The sequence below is a fragment of the Streptomyces sp. NPDC048659 genome (assembly GCF_040650575.1).
Lineage (GTDB): Bacteria > Actinomycetota > Actinomycetes > Streptomycetales > Streptomycetaceae > Streptomyces.
In genome coordinates, this window is record NZ_JBEZHM010000052.1 from 14,172 (window position 1) to 30,519 (window position 16,348).

Annotated in this window: 13 protein-coding genes; 7 read left to right on the top strand and 6 right to left on the bottom strand. The window is 75.8% G+C overall.

All coding sequences use genetic code 11. The features are described 5' to 3' along the window. Positions 1–50 precede the first annotated feature (50 nt). A complete protein-coding gene (locus AB0C99_RS30725) occupies positions 51–1,565 on the bottom strand; it encodes an alkaline phosphatase (RefSeq protein ID WP_362482006.1) in 1,515 nt (504 codons plus the stop codon). A 336-nt stretch (positions 1,566–1,901) separates the two neighbouring features. Between AB0C99_RS30725 and AB0C99_RS30730 the strand changes: the two genes are divergently transcribed. Beyond that, the gene (locus AB0C99_RS30730) at positions 1,902–2,762 is read left to right on the top strand and encodes a D-alanyl-D-alanine carboxypeptidase (RefSeq protein WP_362482120.1); all 861 of its coding nucleotides are present in this window, start codon (positions 1,902–1,904) and stop codon (positions 2,760–2,762) included. Positions 2,763–2,934: 172 nt separating this feature from the next. Here AB0C99_RS30730 and AB0C99_RS30735 read toward each other — a convergent pair whose 3' ends face one another. The 3 genes from AB0C99_RS30735 to AB0C99_RS30745 all read right to left on the bottom strand — a co-directional run bounded on the left by AB0C99_RS30735 (position 2,935) and on the right by AB0C99_RS30745 (position 6,304). Next, positions 2,935–3,591, bottom strand: coding sequence for a response regulator transcription factor (locus tag AB0C99_RS30735; protein WP_362482009.1), 657 nt, complete (start codon positions 3,589–3,591; stop codon positions 2,935–2,937). Further along, positions 3,585–5,576 carry a histidine kinase gene (locus AB0C99_RS30740; protein ID WP_362482012.1) on the bottom strand — a complete coding sequence of 664 codons (1,992 nt, stop codon included), beginning with the start codon at positions 5,574–5,576 and terminating at the stop codon, positions 3,585–3,587. Before AB0C99_RS30740 ends, AB0C99_RS30735 begins: the two co-directional genes overlap by 7 nt. 122 nt (positions 5,577–5,698) lie before the next feature. Then, on the bottom strand, positions 5,699–6,304 hold the full coding sequence (locus tag AB0C99_RS30745; protein WP_362482015.1) for a hypothetical protein: 606 nt from the start codon (positions 6,302–6,304) through the stop codon (positions 5,699–5,701). A 229-nt stretch (positions 6,305–6,533) separates the two neighbouring features. On the opposite strand from AB0C99_RS30745, the gene AB0C99_RS30750 reads away from it, so the two are divergent. From AB0C99_RS30750 to AB0C99_RS30760, 3 genes are all read left to right on the top strand, one after another. Next, entirely contained in the window at positions 6,534–7,193 is a 660-nt protein-coding gene (locus tag AB0C99_RS30750; protein WP_362482018.1) for a class I SAM-dependent methyltransferase, read from the top strand. A gap of 99 nt (positions 7,194–7,292) precedes the next feature. Then, a complete protein-coding gene (locus AB0C99_RS30755) occupies positions 7,293–7,697 on the top strand; it encodes a hypothetical protein (protein ID WP_362482021.1) in 405 nt (134 codons plus the stop codon). 2 nt (positions 7,698–7,699) lie between these two features. Continuing rightward, on the top strand, positions 7,700–9,850 hold the full coding sequence (locus AB0C99_RS30760) for a PQQ-binding-like beta-propeller repeat protein (RefSeq protein ID WP_362482024.1): 2,151 nt from the start codon (positions 7,700–7,702) through the stop codon (positions 9,848–9,850). Positions 9,851–9,881: 31 nt separating this feature from the next. Here AB0C99_RS30760 and AB0C99_RS30765 read toward each other — a convergent pair whose 3' ends face one another. Further along, complete coding sequence (locus tag AB0C99_RS30765) at positions 9,882–11,159, bottom strand: extracellular solute-binding protein (protein ID WP_362482027.1); 1,278 nt, start codon at positions 11,157–11,159, stop codon at positions 9,882–9,884. Positions 11,160–11,433: 274 nt separating this feature from the next. On the opposite strand from AB0C99_RS30765, the gene AB0C99_RS30770 reads away from it, so the two are divergent. The 3 genes from AB0C99_RS30770 to AB0C99_RS30780 are packed head-to-tail and all read left to right on the top strand — an operon-like array spanning position 11,434 to position 13,839. Next, complete coding sequence (locus tag AB0C99_RS30770) at positions 11,434–12,600, top strand: acyl-CoA dehydrogenase family protein (RefSeq protein ID WP_362482030.1); 1,167 nt, start codon at positions 11,434–11,436, stop codon at positions 12,598–12,600. Beyond that, positions 12,597–12,863 carry a MoaD/ThiS family protein gene (locus tag AB0C99_RS30775; protein ID WP_362482032.1) on the top strand — a complete coding sequence of 89 codons (267 nt, stop codon included), beginning with the start codon at positions 12,597–12,599 and terminating at the stop codon, positions 12,861–12,863. The genes AB0C99_RS30770 and AB0C99_RS30775 overlap by 4 nt, the downstream gene beginning before the upstream one ends. A gap of 1 nt (position 12,864) precedes the next feature. After that, entirely contained in the window at positions 12,865–13,839 is a 975-nt protein-coding gene (locus AB0C99_RS30780) for a hypothetical protein (protein WP_362482035.1), read from the top strand. Between the two features lie 136 nt (positions 13,840–13,975). Here the strand turns inward: AB0C99_RS30780 and AB0C99_RS30785 are convergent, their stop codons facing one another. Beyond that, positions 13,976–16,339: an FtsX-like permease family protein gene (locus AB0C99_RS30785; protein WP_362482038.1), complete on the bottom strand. Its 2,364-nt coding sequence runs from the start codon at positions 16,337–16,339 to the stop codon at positions 13,976–13,978. Between the last annotated feature and the right edge of the window lie 9 nt (positions 16,340–16,348).

Below are 16,348 nucleotides of genomic sequence, written 5' to 3' on the forward strand. Positions count from 1 at the left end.
CCGCGCGGGGGGCCGGAGGCGGCTCCGGCCCCCCGCGCGGGCGGTCGGGGTCAGCGGCCGCGGGGCGCGGTGCCGAAGAGCGAGCGGTACATCTTGCCGTACAGCTCGACGTTGTCCTGGCTGGTGGCGAACTGCCGCCCGCCCGGGCCGTAGGCGTAGATCGGCACGTCGGCGCCGGTGTGGTTGCCGGACAGGTACGACAGCCACAGGCTCGCCTCGGGGCTGCCGTCCTGGACACCGGCCGGGTCGTCCGGGGTGCGGAAGGTGGCCGGGGCGAAGTTCCTCGGGTCGGCCGCGCCGGTGCCGTTGACGGGGCCGGTGGAGCGGGCCGGGTCCTTGGCGCCGGAGGCGGCGCGCGACGGCCGCGAGTCGTTCGCCGGGTTGCCCGCGTCGGTGTTGGCCGGCGGGGCGAGGGCCTCGGCGTTGGTGTACGAGCCCTTCTCGACGATGTTGAAGCCCGCGCACTCGTGGTCGGCCGTCACGACCACCAGGGTGTGCCCGTCCTTCCGGGCGAAGTCGACGGCCGCCTTCACGGCGTCGTCGAACGCCTTGATCTCGGCGAGCGTCTGCGCCGCGTCGTTGGCGTGCGAGCGCTTGTCGATCTGGGCGCCCTCGACCTGGAGCAGGAAGCCCTTCTTCGACCGCCCGTCGAGCAGGGACAGCGACTTCCGCGTCATCTCGGCCAGCGTCGGCTCCTGGCGCTGCGGCGCGTCGGCCGGCAGGCCCGCCTTCGCCTGCTCCACCGTCAGATTGCCGCGGTTGAACAGGCCGACGACCTTGCCGCGTGTGACACCGGCGAGGTCGGCGCGGGTGGCGACCCGCTGGCTGGCGGCGGTCTGCGCGGGCAGCGCCGGGTCGCCGAAGCTGCCGAGGACCTGGTAGCCCTGGGCCCGCAGCGCCCGCTGGTCGTCCGGCTCGAAGCGGGCCAGGCCGCCGCCGAGGATGACGTCGGCGGTGCCGTTGCGGGCGATCTGCTCGGCGATCGGGGTGATCAGGGTCGGGTCGGCGGGCCTGTCCTCGTACGTGCCGTCGGCCTTCTTGGGCAGGCAGGCCGCGTCCGAGTAGACCGGGCCCTGGCAGCCGCGCAGCAGCGCGTGGCTGAACTGGGCGGCCGGGGTGGCGTCGGTGATCTCGGCGGTGGAGACGTTGCCGGTGGCGAAGCCCGCCCGGTGGGCCTGCTCCATCAGGGTCGCGACCCGCTTCTCGTACGCGTCGACGCCGAGCGCGGCGTTGTACGTCTTGACACCCGACGACCAGGCGGTGGCGGAGCTCGCCGAGTCGGTGACCAGCGCCGGCCGGTCGGTGCCCTTCTCGACGGCGTACGTGGAGACGGCGCCGTACTCCGGCAGCCGCTCCATGTTCAGCCGGCCCGCCGCCCCGTAGTACCGCTCGCGGGCGGCGGTGACATGGGTGCGGCCCATGCCGTCGCCGAGCAGGTAGACGACGTTGCGGATCTCCGGGTGCCGGTCCTCGTGCCGCGGCGCCGAGCTCGCGGTCACGGCGGCTGCGGCCGTCACCGCCCCCGTCACTCCGAGCACCAACAGGGTCCTCGTACCTCTGCGCATGTGCGATGCCTCCTCGGGCATTCCGTCGACCGCGCGCGGACCTTCCCCACCGGTCCGCGGGCGCACCCGGGTCCCCAGGCGCTGTGAGGCTAGGGACGGCCGGTGTCCGGGTCGCGGCCGTGAGATGTCGGTGCGGCCAACGCCGCCCGGATTGTGCTCGGTCCGCACGTTCCGCCGGAAAACGGGCGGGTGAGGCAGGTCACGTCCCCCGCAGCGCATCCATGCGATCCCTTCATGCATCTTGTGTGCGCGAGGTCCGCGTGGGTCTCGCGCGAGACCGACTTCTACCAAGGGCAGAACATTTTGATATCTACCACTTTGGGCGTGCGTCGTGCCATGACCGTCGCGGTCACCGCGTCGGCCGTGCTGACCGGCGGCCTGTTCGCCGGCCAGGCGCACGCCGCGACGCCGCCCGCCCCGTCCATCACCGCCCCGGGCGGCTTCGTGATGAACAACGGGACGGGCGCCGCGCTCTACGGGAAGGCCGCGGACACCCGCCGCTCGACCGGCTCCACCACGAAGATCATGACCGCGAAGGTGGTGCTGGCCCAGCGCGGCCTCAACCTCGACGCGAAGGTCACGATCGACAAGGCGTACAGCGACTACATCGTCGCCAAGGGCGCCTCCTCGGCCCGGCTCATCGTCGGCGACAAGGTGACGGTCCGGCAGCTCCTCTACGGCCTGATGCTGCCGTCGGGGTGCGACGCCGCGTACGCGCTGGCGGACAAGTTCGGCACCGGCACCACCCGTGCCGCGCGCGTCAAGTCCTTCATCGGCAAGATGAACGACGAGGCGCGCAAGCTGGGCATGACGAACACCCGCTTCGACTCCTTCGACGGGATCAGCAACGGGACGAACTACTCGACCCCGCGCGACCTGACGAAGCTGGCGAGCAGCGCGATGAAGGACGCCACCTTCCGCACCGTCGTCAAGACGAAGTCCACGACCCAGCGGGTGACCACCAAGAACGGTGGCTACCGGAACATGGCGTGGACCAACACGAACAAGCTGCTGAGCACCTACAGCGGCGCGATCGGCCTGAAGACCGGCTCCGGCCCGCAGGCCAAGTACTGCCTGGTCTTCGCCGCCACCCGCGGCAACAAGACGGTCGTCGGCGCGGTGCTCGGCGCACCCAACGAGACCAACCGGGCGGCCGACGTGAAGAAGCTGCTCGACTACGGCTTCGCCAAGAAGTAGCCGGCGAGGAAGTGAGCGGTGCCGGGGGCGCCGTCCGGGAGGTCTCCGGGCGGCGCCCCTGCGCGTGCGGGGCGGCCCTGCGCGTACGCGGCGCCTCTGCGCGTACGCGGCGGCCCTGCGCGTAAGCGGCGGCCTTCGGGCGGCGGCCCCGTGCGCGGCCCCCGCGCGCCGGTCACGGCCCGCCGCCCAGCCCCGAGCGGCGGGCCCGCACGATGGCCTCCGCGCGGGTCGCCGCCTGGAGCTTCGCCAGGATGTTGGACAGGTGGTTGCGCACCGTCTTCGGACTCAGCGTCAGGCGCCGCGACACGGCCAGGTTGTCCAGCCCGCGCGCCACCAGGTCCAGCACCTCCCGCTCCCGCGAGGTCAGCTCGGGCAGCGGCACCGGCCCGCCCGCCGCCTCCGCGCGGCCCGTCAGGTACGCCACCGCCCGCCCGGCCACCGCGGGCCCCAGGATCACCTCCCCGTTGGCGACCGCCCGCACCGCCCGCTCGATCTCCGCCGCCGCGGCGCCCTTCAGGAGGTAGCCGCGCGCCCCGGCCCGCATCGACGCGAACACCGAGTCGTCGTCGTCCAGCATCGTCACCACCAGCACCCCCGCCCCCGGCAGGATCCGCAGGATCTCCCGCGTCGCGTCCACCCCCGACGCGGCCGCCTCGCCCAGGTGCAGGTCCATCACCACCACGTCCGGGACCAGCGCCCCGGCCGCCGCCACCGCCGCCGCGACCGAGGCCGCCTCGCCCACCACCTCGATCCCCGCCAGCGAGCCCAGCAGCGCCGACATCCCCAGCCGGAACACCGGATGGTCGTCCACCACCAGCACCCTCAGCACGGCAGCCTCAGCTCCAGGCGGGTGCCCCGTCCGCCCTCGCCCGGAGACCAGAGCGCCGTGCCGCCGACGCCCTCGGCCCGCTCCCGGATCGACACCGTCCCCACCCCCTGCCGGGCCCCCGCGGCCATCCCCGCCCCGTCGTCCTGCACCGCCACCTTCAACAGCCCCTCGGACACGCCGAGTTCGACCACGCACAGCCCTGCCCGCGCATGCCGGGCCACATTGCGGATCGCCTCCGCGACGATCGCGTACACCGCGCCCGCCACCTCCGGCGGCGTACGGTCGCCCGCCCCGCCCGCCGCCCGCACCAGCACCGTCAGGCCGTCCGCCTCGTAGCGCATCACCAGCTCCCGCAGCGCCGCCACCAGGCCCAGCTCCGCCAGCACCGGCGGCACCAGGCCGCGCGCGAGCACCCGGACCTCCTCCACCCGCGCGTCCACCTCCTCCCGCAGCCGGGCCAGCAGCTCGTCCGCCCGCTCCGCCCCCGGCGGCAGCAGATTGCGCACCGCCGCCAGGCCCAGCCCCACACCCGCCAGCGCCGGGCCGATCTCGTCGTGCAACTCCCGCCGCAGCAAACGGCGTTCGTCGTCCCGGGCCGCCGCGAGCCGCCCGCGCGACTCCCGCAGCGCCCGCGTCACCGCCGCCAGCCGCACCGCCGTCGCGACCACCGGCGCCACCTCGTCCAGCGCCGCCCGCGCCCGCCGGTCCAGCCGCTCCCCGGGCCGCGGGGTCACCAGCAGCACCCCCGCGGGCTCGCCCCGCACCGACAGCGGCACCGCCACGTCGTCCGGGGACCGCCCGGTCGCGCCCGGGCCGAGGATCCGCACCGCGCCCAGCCGGAAGGAGCCCGCGATCGACTCCGCCATCCCGGCCAGCGCCTCCTCCGGCGGACCGGCGCTGCCCAGATGCCGCCCGACCCGGGTCAGTGCGGGCGCCGGGGCCTCCCCGTACACCAGCCGGTCCACCCGCCGCTGCAACCAGCCGCGCACCGGCTGGATCGCCGCCGCCGTGCCCGCCGTCGCCAGCACCCGCGCCACCGTGCCCTCGCCGGGCAGCAGCAGGCCCAGCAGCGCCACCGAGGCCAGGTGCCCGGCCACCAGCAGCCCCGTCAGCAGCGTCCACACCAGGGTCCGGCTGACCGCCAGATCGATGCCGAACAGACGCCTGCGCAACACCGTCACCAGGATCGCCGCCGGGAAGAACGCCTGCGAGGCGAGATGCGCGAGCGGCGTGAACAGCGCGACGGCACGCCCCGGTTCGCCCTCCGGCCAGGCCAGCAGCGGCACGAACGTCGCCGAGATCAGCGCCACGCCGATCGCCAGCCAGCCGAGCCCCCGGGCCTCCCGGTCCCGCCACCGCGTCCACGCCGCGTACCCCGCCCCGCCGAACCCCAGCACCACGACCGCCAGTTGCAGCCACCACGCCAGCGGCTCCGCGAGTCGCGCCCACGCCTCGCCGCGCACCCCGAGCGGCGAGAAGGACAGGTCCGCCTCCGGCCACGGCCACGGATCCAGCAGCCGTACGGCGAGGGAGGCGGCGATCACCGCGACCCCCGCGCCGACGGCGGCACGCCCGCCCCGCGACGGGCGCTCCCCGGCCAGCAGGTACGGCACCACCAGCATCAGCGCCAGGGTGCCCGGCACCCACGCCGTCCCCTGGAGCACGAGCCAGGGCGGCGGCGGCCCGTCCGGCGCCCCGCCCATGGCCAGTTCGCCGAGCTGGGCGACGACGGCCGAGACTCCCGTGCCGAGCGCCGTCAGCGCGACGAGCCAGCCCACCGGGTGCAGCCGCCGGCTCAGCACCACGGCGGCCACCAGCCCGTACACCAGCGCGTCGGCGGTGTCGACGAGGAAGAAGCCCTGGTCGCTGTCCCAGGGCGCGCCCGCCGCCACCGCGAGGGCGATCCCGGCGAGCGCGAGCCCCCAGGCCGTCACGAGGACGGCGGCGGCCACCCTCCGATGCCCGCCGCCGCGCCCCTCCGGCACGCTCTCCCCGCCCCTGTCCGCAGAATCGTCCGCGTCCGCCGCGTCGCCCACGTCCCCCACCCCTCCCCGTCCCCGTCCCCCATGGGGGAAGGATCCCAAGGCGCCCGGCCCCTGTCACAGGGTCAGGCGGGGACGCGCCGACCCCAGGCGAAAGCGGCGCCGAGGACGAAGAGATACGGCACCCCGACGAACAGCGCCATGTACTGGAACGGCGTCAGCTGCGTCACCGCCAGCAGCAGCCCGAAGACCGCGCTCAGCACCCCGATCCAGCGCGCCACCGCCCCCTGCCGGAACGCCGCCACCACCAGCGCCGCCGCCGTCAGCAGCAGCCCCGACCACAGCCAGCCGTACGTGCCGAGCTGCCCGACCGCCGCCATCACCGTGTCCGGGTCGCTCGCGGCCCGCTTGCGGATCAGATGGAACGCCTCGGTGCCCATCCCGCACCCCGCCAGGCTCATCGCCCCCGTCAGCACCATCCCCAGGAACGCCGCCCTCGGCACCAGGCTCCCCACCGGGCACTGCCGCTCCAGCCGCCGCTTGAGCCCCGCCCCGAACAGCACCGACCCGAAGGCCGCCACCGTGAACGACAGCTGGGTCACGAACGCCCACCACATGGTCGAGCCGTCGAACCGGGCCACCATCGCCGCGTTGTCCGCGACATCGGCCTCCTGGAAGGGCCACAGCGGCCCCGCCGCGACGACCACCCCGGCCCCCGCGAGGGCGGTCACGATCCCGCCCCACCCCCACGCGCGCCCCTCTTCCCCCGTACCGGCCATGCCGTCCCCCGTTCCACCGCGCGGGGGCCCTTCCCCCGCCCGGACCACGGTCGCGCGCCCGGTGTCCCGCCCGCATGGGCCGGGTGTCCCGGACCGCCGGGATTCCCGGGCGTTGCCGGACGGCCGGGCCGGGGTAGAGCGGTGTACGTACGCACGCGCGCGACGACCGGAGGGCACAGGCATGGCGGACGAGAACGGTACGGAGGGACCGCCGGAGACGGCGGCGGAGCTGTTCGACGGGCTGGGCATCGCCTACGAGCACGCCTTCGGCCGGCTGCCGGCCCAGCGGGCGGCGGTCGAGTGGCTCACCGCCCGCCTGCGCCCCGGCGCCCGCGTCCTCGACGTCGGCAGCGGCACCGGCCGCCCGGTGGCCGAGCTGCTGGCCCGCGCGGGCTGCGAGGTGACCGGCATCGACGTCTCCGGCGAGATGGTCGCCCTCGCGCGCGCCCAGGTCCCCGGGGCCCGCTTCGTCCAGGCCGACGCGCGGACCTTCGAGGCGCCGGCGGGCGGCTACGACGCGGTCTGCGCGTTCTTCCCGCTGCTGATGATGACCCGGGCCGAGGCGACGGACGTCCTGAAGCGCATGGCGGGCTGGCTCGCGCCGGGCGGCCACCTGGTGACGGCGACCGTGCCCGCGGACGTGGCGGACGCCGCCATCGTCTGGATGGGCCACCCGGTCCGCGTCTCCAGCTTCGCCCCCGAGGAGTACCTGCGCCTCCAGCGCGAGGAGTGCGGCCTGGAGGTCCTCCACCACGCCCTCTCCGTCTTCACCCCGGACGGCCCCCTCGCCACCCCGGAACAGCACCTCTTCACATACGCGCGCCGACCGGGGCCCGCGTGACCGGCGGGATTCGGTGAACGGCCGTTCGGCGTAAGGATGTTGAGGTTAGGATGCGGGCGGCTCCGGGACCACGGGGTCGGGTGGGGCGGGGGAGGCACGGTGGAGTTTCGTGTGGTCGTGGCGGGCCCGGGGCGCGAGCTGACCTCGCTGCACCGCTGGATCGCGCAGGACCGGGAGGTCGTCCGCGAGACCCGGGTCACCCTGTCCGCCGCGCCGCTGCGGGACGGCGACATGGGCGCGGACTTCGAGTCGGTCAGCGCGGTCGTCAGCAACGCCCTGGCCCTCGGCAGCCTGGTGGTCGCCGTGCTGGCCTGGCGCGACTCGCGGCCCACGCCCCCGTCCGTCCGCATCGAACGCGACGGCACCGCCGTGGAGCTGACCGGGGACGCGGCCGACGCCGAGAACGTACGCAGAATCGTCACGGCGCTGGGCGGCGCGACGGGAGCGGCCCAGCCGCCCGAGCCGCCCGCCCCGTCCGGGGACCGTCCGGCGCGGCAGCCGTAGCCGTGCGCGCGTCCCTGCCGGACCCGAGGGCCTCGCGCGCGGTCCTGATCGGGACCCACACCTACCGGCGGCTCCCCGGCCTGCCCGCCGTGGCGGGGAACCTCACCGGACTCGCCGCCGCCCTGCGGCACCCCTCCGTCTGGGGCCTGCCGGAATCGCACTGCACCGTGCTCGCCCAGCCGGAGAACGCCGGGCAGGCCCTCGACGCCCTGCACGCGCAGGCGCCGGAGGCCCTGGACACGCTGCTCGTGTACTACGCGGGCCACGGCCTGGTCGACCCTTACACGGACGAGCTGTACCTGGCGCTGCCCGGCTCCGAACAGGGCCGCCCGGACGGCGCCCTGCGGTACGAGTACGTGCGCAGGGCGGTGCTCGACCCGGCCGTCACGGCCCGCCGCAAGATCGTCATCCTCGACTGCTGCTACAGCGGGCGCGCGCTGATCGGCGAGATGGGCGCCGGGGACCACGTCGCCGCGCAGACGCTGATCGACGGCACCTGCCTGCTCACGTCCACGGCGGAGACCCGCAAGGCGCTCTCCTTCCCCGGCGAGCGGTACACCGCGTTCACCGGCGAGCTGATCGGCGTCCTCGCCGCCGGCGTGCCCGACGGGCCCGAACTCCTCGACATGCACACCGTCTACCGGGAGGTCCACGCGCGGCTCGCCGCCAAGGGGCGCCCCCTGCCGCAGCAGCGCAACAGGAACGCGGGCGGGCTGATCGTCGTGGCCCGCAACCAGGCGCACCCGAGCGCCCGGGCCACGACCGCGGCGGCGGACCGGGCACTCGCCGGACTCGCCCCGAAGCCCGTCCCGCTGCTGCGCCGGATCTCCCGGCGCACGCTCCTCGTCGGCGCCGCCGTCGGCACGGCGGGCCTGGGCGGGGCGGGGCTCGGCGTACGGCGGCTGCTCCTCGGCGGCGAAGGCGAAGCGGGCGGCACCGGTCCGGCCGCCGCGCCGCCGCCCTCCACCACGGGGACACCGTCCGCCCCGTCCGCCTCCGCCTCCACCTCGGCCACCCCGACGGCCCCGCCGACGACGACCGCGGCGAGCCCCCCGAAACCGAAGGCCCCGCCGACGCCGGGCTCGGTGCTGTGGCGGGCGAAGATCCCGGTCGCCGGGGAGGCGTCCGATGTGCTGCTCGTCGGCGAGGTGCTGGTGCTGAACCTGGACGGCGTGCTGCGCGGCTACGCGCGGACGTCGGGGGAGCGGGTGTGGACGCTGGCCCACTCGGCGCTCTTCACCCAGCAGCTGCGCGGTACGGCGGTGGACTCGGATGTCCTGTGCGTCGAGGACGAGGACGGGTATCTGCGGGGCGTCGACGTGCGCCGGGGCGTGAAGAAGTGGGCGTACCGGCTGGGGACCGACACCCTCGCCCTGCGCGCGTTCGCTCCGCTGGTGCGGGACGGCATCGTGTACGCGTCGCACCCGGGCGCGCCCCTGGTCGCCCTCGACGTGGCGACGGGCCGCAAGCGCTGGGGGTACGCGCCGCCGGACGGCACCAACAGCGGCCCGGCGGTGAGCGACGGCCTGGTGTGCGTCGGCACCTACAGCGATACCAGTAACGACGTGAGCGTGGTGGACCGGCGCACCGGGCGCGAGCGGTGGCGCGACGTGTCGAACCCGAGCGACTTCCTGGCCGTGGACTCCCAGTGCTTCTACAGCCACTACCTGAGCAAGATCACCGCCGTGGACCTGGCGACCCGCGAGAACCGCTGGTCCCAGCCGTCGGTCTCCATGGAGGCGGCCACCGACCTCCAGCCGTTCACGCTGGCGGGCGGGGTGCTGTACACGACGACCGTGGACGGGCAGCTCACCGCCCGGGACCCGTGGACGGGTTCGGTGCGCTGGCGCTTCCCCGTCCGGTACGGCGAGCGGTTCGCGAGCTGGGGACAGTACGCGCTCTACGGCGGCTCCAGCCCCGTACTCGACGGCGGGACCCTCTACCTGGGCAGCCTCGCCTACCAGAGCCTGCCGGACAAGGCCGAGTACCGGGAGAAGAACCGGGGCACGCGCTTCGTGCACGCCGTCGACGCGGCGACGGGCACGGAGCGCTGGCACTTCGAGGCGGGCGGGGCGACCGGCTCGGTGGCGGTCGGCGCCGACGCGGTGTACGTCGCCGCGACGGACGGCTACCTGTACGCGCTGGCCCGCTGACCGCCCCTGCTCCTCCCGGCAACGCGGCCGGTCAGTCCTCCTGCGTGGTGTCCCGGACCTTCTGGGCGATGCCCTCCAGGACCTGCTTCGGGTCGGCGGCGGGGTCGACGGCCTTGCCTATGTTCCGCTTGATGGTGTCGCTGACGCTCAGCCACGAGGGGTCGTTGACCGGGTAGAGGCTGGCGGTGCGCAGCGCGGTGAGGAACTGCTCGGCGTCGGGGTCCGACGCGGCGTCGCGGGAGGTCTGGGTCGCGGAGACGGTGGAGGGGAGCAGGTGGTAGCGCCCGGCGAACTCGTTGAGGTTCTTGTCCTCGTAGACGAAGTCCAGGAAGCTGCCGACCAGTTCGCGGTTGCCGTCGTGCTTGAAGGCCATCATCCAGTCGGCGACACCCGCCGAGGGCGGGGCCTCCTTGCCGCGCAGCGCGTCGGCGACCGGCATGGTCAGGGTGCCGACCTTCATCCCCTTGGCCTCGGCCTGGTGGAGCAGGGACGGGTAGCCGTTGACCATGCCGACCTCGCCGCGCAGGAACGCGGCGAAGGCGTCCTGCCGGTTGAGCCGGGCGGGCGCGACGGGGCCGGTGAGGCCGGGGGCGACGAGGTTGTCCCGGATCCAGCGGAAGGTCTGGGTGTTCTGCGCGGACGCGATGCTGTAGGCGCCGGTGTTGTCCGTGTAGCCGCCGCCGTTGCTCAGCTCCCAGATCAGCGCCTCCGCGTGCGCCTCCTCCGGGCCGAGCGGCAGGGCGTACGGGTAGCTCACGCCCTCCCGCTTCAGCGCCTTGGCGGCGGTCTTCAGCTCCGACCAGGTGCGGGGCGGCTCGGCCCCGGCCTTGTGGAACAGGTCCTTGTTGTAGAAGAGCAGCCGGCTGCTGGCGACGAAGGGCAGGCCGTAGAGGGTGTAGTCGACCGTGCCCGCCTCCTTCAGCGGGGCCAGGAAGTTGGCCTCGGCGCGGATCGACAGCACCTCGTCGGCGGAGTACAGGCGCCCCTGCGCGGCGAAGTCGGAGTAGGCGCCCATCAGGGCCACGTCCGGGGCCCGGTCCTCGTCGACCATGCGGGTGACCTCGCGGTCGACGTCCGCCCAGGGCAGCAGCGTCACCTCGACGGTCTTGCCCGGGTGCGCGGCGGTGAAGGCGGCGGCCAGCTTGTCCCAGTACGCCTTGGAGGAGGTCGCCGGGCCGTCGCCGTATTCGGGGACGACCAGCCGGACCGTCGTCCCCGAGCTCCCCTCCGTACCGCAGCCGGTGACGAGGGAGCCCAGCAGTCCGAACGCGGCCAGGGAGGCGGCGAGGCCGGGGAGTCGTGGTCGCACGGGATTTCCTCTTGCTCTTTTGGACAGTGCGTCCGGGATTCTCTCCCGTGTCCAGACGGTTTTTCGCCCCCTACCGGCGGGTTGTGGTCATAGATCCAAGCGGGCCGGTTCCGGCTGGTGCTTTCCGATATGCAAACACGGCAACGGACGCGCGTAGACCGCCCGTTCTCCCGTCATCCGTTGTGGTGACGGGGCACCGCCGTCCGCATGCCGAGACGCGCGCGGGGCAGGGTCGGGGGCGTTCGGACAGTCGTGAGGTGTGGGCAGGAGCGCGGTGACCGCAGCGTTGGTGACAGGCGAGGGACGCGGGTACGAGGACGCGGCGGCGGAGGCGCGCCGCCGCTGGGGCGGACTCCTCGACGACGTGGGGAAGGACGCGCCGCGACGGTACGCCGAAGGGACCGCGCTGCCCCGGGAGGCGTTCCGGCGCGCGGCCGAGGAGGGCCTGACCGGCTACGCGCTGCCGCCCCGGGTCGGCGGCGGCGGGGCGGGCCCCGGCGCCTGGGGCCGCACCCAGCAGGAGCTCGGCCGGCTGTGCGCCGACCCGGTCTTCCCCATGCTGGTCGGCGTCCAGGCGGGCATCGCGGGCGTCCTGGCCGCCGCCGGGGACGACGGGCTGGACGAGCGGTGGGTGCGGCCGATCGTCGCGGGCGCGTGCGTACCGGCGCTGGCCTTCTCCGAGGACGCCGACCTCTTCTCGATGCGCACCCGGATCAGGCCCGACGGCGCGGGCTTCCGCCTTGACGGGCGCAAGGAGTTCGTCGGCGGGGGACTGACGGCCGACGTCTTCCTGGTCTACGCGGCGGCGCCCGGCGGCGACCTGGTGGCGTGTCTCGTCGACGCCGGGGACCCGGGGGTGCGCGTCGAGCCGGTGACCGGCCTCGGCTTCGCGACCGGGGCTTCGGCGCGGCTGCTGATGGCCGACGTGCCGATCGCCGCCGACCGGATCGTCGCGCCGGTGGACGGGCTGAGCCACGCCCAGCGCTTCCTCAACACCCGGCGCATCGACATCGCCTGCACCGTCGCCGGCCAGATGCGGACCCTCCTGGACCGGGCCGTGGAGCGGCTGCGCGTGACGGAGCGGCACGGCCGCCTGCTCATCGACCTGCCCAACGTCCAGGCCGCCCTCGGCCGGATGTCGATGGGCGTGGTCACCGCCCACGCGGTGACCGGGCACGCGCTGCGCCACATCGAGAGCGGGCGCCTCCAGCCCGGCTTCGACCCGGTCGTCGCCACCGCGAAGCACCAGGTCACGGCCGCCGCGCTGGCCCTGGTCGAGGAGGCGTTCCGGGTGCTCGGCGGCCACGCCTACTACGGGGACCCGCACTTCGCGATGGCGGTACGGGAGTTCCACGGCCTCGTCGCGGGCTCCGGCACCCAGGAGCACCTGGAGATCAACCTCGGCGTCCACGCGGCGCACACCCCGGGAGGCGCGGGATGAGGCTGGTGTTCAGCGGGTTCATGCTCCAGTACGTGGACTACCGGCGGACCGTCGACCTCGACGCGGCGACCCTCGGGCACGCGATGGCCGAGCTGGCCCGGCTCCATCCGCGCGCCGCCGAACTGATGCTGGACGCGGCGGGCGGGATCCGCCGCACCCACCAGCTCTTCCTCAACGACCTGCGGCTCCCCGACCCGTCCCCGGACCAGCCGCTCGCCGCCGGGGACCGCGTCGAGGTGCTCACCGCCGTGGCGGGGGGCTGAGGTGCCGCGCCCGATCACCTTCACCGACCCCGTGCGCACCACCCAGTTCAGCCCCCGGCAGTTACGCCCCCGGGCCGTGCTGGACCTCGCCTTCAACGGCTTCGCCCGCTGGATGGAGGCCCACCTGGTCCCCTTCCCGAGGCTCCTGCACGCCCACCACCGGGCGCTGGCCGTCCAGAGCCTCCGGATCGACTACCGGGCCCCCGACCCCGTCTTCGCCGACTACACCGATCGCCCCCGGCTCACCGCCCGCACCTCGGTCACCTTCAGCGACTGCGGCGGCTTCGCGGCCGTCGAGCTGAGCTGCGCGGCCCCGGGCGGGCGGGGCTGGCGGGACGGGCCGGGAGACGAGGGCGGCTGCCCGGGCCGGGACGGCGAAGGGCCGGGCGCGGGACGGCACACGGGGAGGGAGGCCGTCCGCGCCCGGCTGATCGCGCGGATCCTGGAACTCCAGGACGCCGCGAGCATGTCCGCGCTCCCCGGCACCCTGCCGCCGGAGCTGCGGAGCCTGCTGAGCGCCGACGGCCTCGGGCCCGCCGCCGGGCTCCGCTCCCCGGACCTGCGCCCCGACCCGTTCGGCGCGGACGCCACCCCCGCCGTGCTCGCCCGGGACTGGCGCACCTCGCTGCACCGGGGGCACTGCGAGGTCGCCGACCAGTGGTCGTTCGTCGAGATGACGGAGCTGGCCGCGCAGGCCCGCGAGCGCCTCTACACCGTCGGCCCGCCCGGCGCCCCGCCGGACACGCCGCCCCCGCCGGCCGCGCTCGACGCCGTACGGCTGCCGCTGCGCGCGCTCGTCGCCGTCTTCCACCGGCCGCTCTTCGTCTTCGACGCCTGCCGGGTCCGCACCACCGCGCACACCCCCGTCCCGGCCGTGGGCCCCGTCTACCGGCACGAGGTGTACGCGGACGGCGGGGGCGCCCGCCGGGACGGGCGCCCCCACCTCAGGGTGTGGGAGCTGCTCTCCGAGGAGTGACGGAGGGCGGGCGCACGCGGGGAGGGCGCGGGAGGGCGGTCTCACCTACCTAACGGATAACTACTCCTGCCGATGTCCGCGCGGACGACCGCCGGGACAGCCCCCGGGTCCCCGATCGACCCCGGGCACCCGGTCCCTACAGGAGCTCGTGCGCCGAGTCGATGAGCCGCCGGCGGGCCGTGCGCGCGGCCGGGGCCAGCGCCGCCACCGCGCCGACCGCCGTCACCGCGGCCACCAGCGCCGCCAGCAGCGCGGGCGAGGGGACCTGCGCGATGCCCGCGCCGATGCCGCCGGCCCGGCCCTCCCGGTCCACCAGCCACCGGCCCAGCAGCGCCCCCGCCGCCGTGCCGAGCAGCGCGGCGACCAGGGCGCCGAGCGCCGCCGCCGTGACGATCACCGCCCCGATCTGGCGCGGGGTCAGCCCGATCGCCCGCAGCGCCAGAAGGTCGCGCGCCCGGGCCCGTACCCCCGTGCCGATCAGGGTGAGCAGCTCGACCAGGGCGATGAAGGCCAGCACCGCGATGAGCGCGGCCACCACCCCGCGCGGGGCGTCGAGCCGGTCCGCCGGTGTCGGCGTCTGGCGCACCTCCAGCGCCGCGCCCGCCGCCCTCGGCACCGCCGCCGCGACCCGCCCGGGATCGGCCCCCGGCCGCAGCACCAGCGCGTGGAACTGCGCCCGCAGCGCCGGATCGCCGTCGCGCAGCACGTCCAGGCCCGTGGAGATCACCCGCCCGTTCTGGTCGGGCTCCAGGCTGCGCCCCACGATGTGCAGGATCTGCGGGCGGCCCTCGACCGTCAGCCGGACCCACTCGCCGACCCGCACCCCCAGCAGGTCGAGCAGCCCCTGCCCGGCGACCGCCTCGTCCGGGCCGCTCGGGGCGCGCCCCGCCACCACGGTGTGCGGATAGGGGCGGGCCGCCCCGCCCAGCCCGCGCAGCGTGATCGTGCCGGTCTGGCCCGGCGCCAGCGCCGCGAACTCCGCGCCCGGATAGGCGTCCTGGACGCCCGGCACCGCCGCCAGGGCGCGCTCCAGCGCCGGATCGTCGCCCGGTCCCGGCTGCTCGGCCCGTACGGTGAGGGCGGCGGCGCGGCCCATCGCGGCGGGATCGCCGCCGAACCGGTCGAGGGTCGTCCAGGCCACCAGCGCCACCGTCATCAGCGCCACCGGCAGCGCGAGCCGCGCGATCGACAGCAGCCCCGGGCCGCGCCCGGTGAACGCCGAGCGCCAGCCGAGGACCAGCGCGGGGGAGAGGCGCAGCCCGATGGCGCGGCGGCCCAGGCGGGTCAGCGGGTGCGCGGCGGGCAGCGCCGACCGGGCGCCGGGCACCGGCGGCACCCGCCCGGCGCGCCAGGCGGCGAGCCCGGTGGCGGCGCCGATCAGCAGCACGGCGGCGACGGGCAGGCCGACGACGACCGCCCGGTGGCCGGGCAGTTGCGGCCACAGGACCACCGCCTCCCCGATCCGGCCCGGGATCCAGCGGCCGAGCGTCAGCGTCGCCGCGGTGCCGAGCCCGGCGCCGAGCACCGCGAAGCCCAGGTGCTGGACGAGGAAGCCCCTGATCACCTGCCCCGGTGTGAAGCCGACGGCCTTGAGGACCGCGATGTCCCGCAGCTGGCCCCGGACCCGCGCGCCGACCGCGCCCGAGACGGCGACCGCCGCCGCGCCGAGCGCCGCGACCCCGAAGGCGGCGAACATCTGCCCGAGCAGCCGGTCGGCGTCTCCGGCGGCGGCCCTGGCCTCCTGCCAGTTCGTCACCCGGTCCACCCGCGCGGCGCCCAGCAGCGTCACGGCCCGCTGCACCACGTACTCGGTGTCGTCCGGGTCCTTGAGCCGCAGCCCCACGCTCTGCCCGGCCGGACCCAGCCGGTCCAGCGTCCCCGGCAGCACCCAGCCGAGGCCCGGGTCCTGACCGGCCCGGTAGCGCGGCTCGGCGGTCTCCGCGACCCCCGCGACCCGCAGCGTCAGCGGCGTCCCGGCCGCGCCGGTGACGGTCACCCGGTCGCCGGGACCGGCCCACAGGGCCCGCGCGAGCCCGCTCTCCAGCACGACCTCGCCGTCGCCGCCGGAGCCGACCCCGCCCTTGCCGCCGCCGTCCCGGGCGTCCTCCACCCCCTCGCCGCCCGCCGCGAGCCAGCCGCCCCCGGTGAGCAGCGGCCGGGCCACCTCCGGCGGGCGGGCCCCGGCGCCGCGCAGCGTGACCCGGGCCCGCGCGCCGCCCGCCGCGACGGTCGCGTCGGCGGTGCGGAACGGCCCGGAGAGCGCCGCGACCTCGTCCAGCGAGGCCAGCGCCGAGGCGTCCAGGCCGCCCCGGGTGTGCAGCCAGACGTGGGCGCCCTGGGACTGGTTGAAGACCCGCTGCCAGGGGTTCACCGCGTAGCCGAGGAGCGCCCCGGACAGCAGCAGCGAGGCGATCACCCCGGCGCTCGCGAGGACCGCGAACAGCGCCTCGCCCCGACGGGCCCGCAGGCCGGAGTGCGCCCAGCGCAGAATGGCCCGCACGGCGTACCG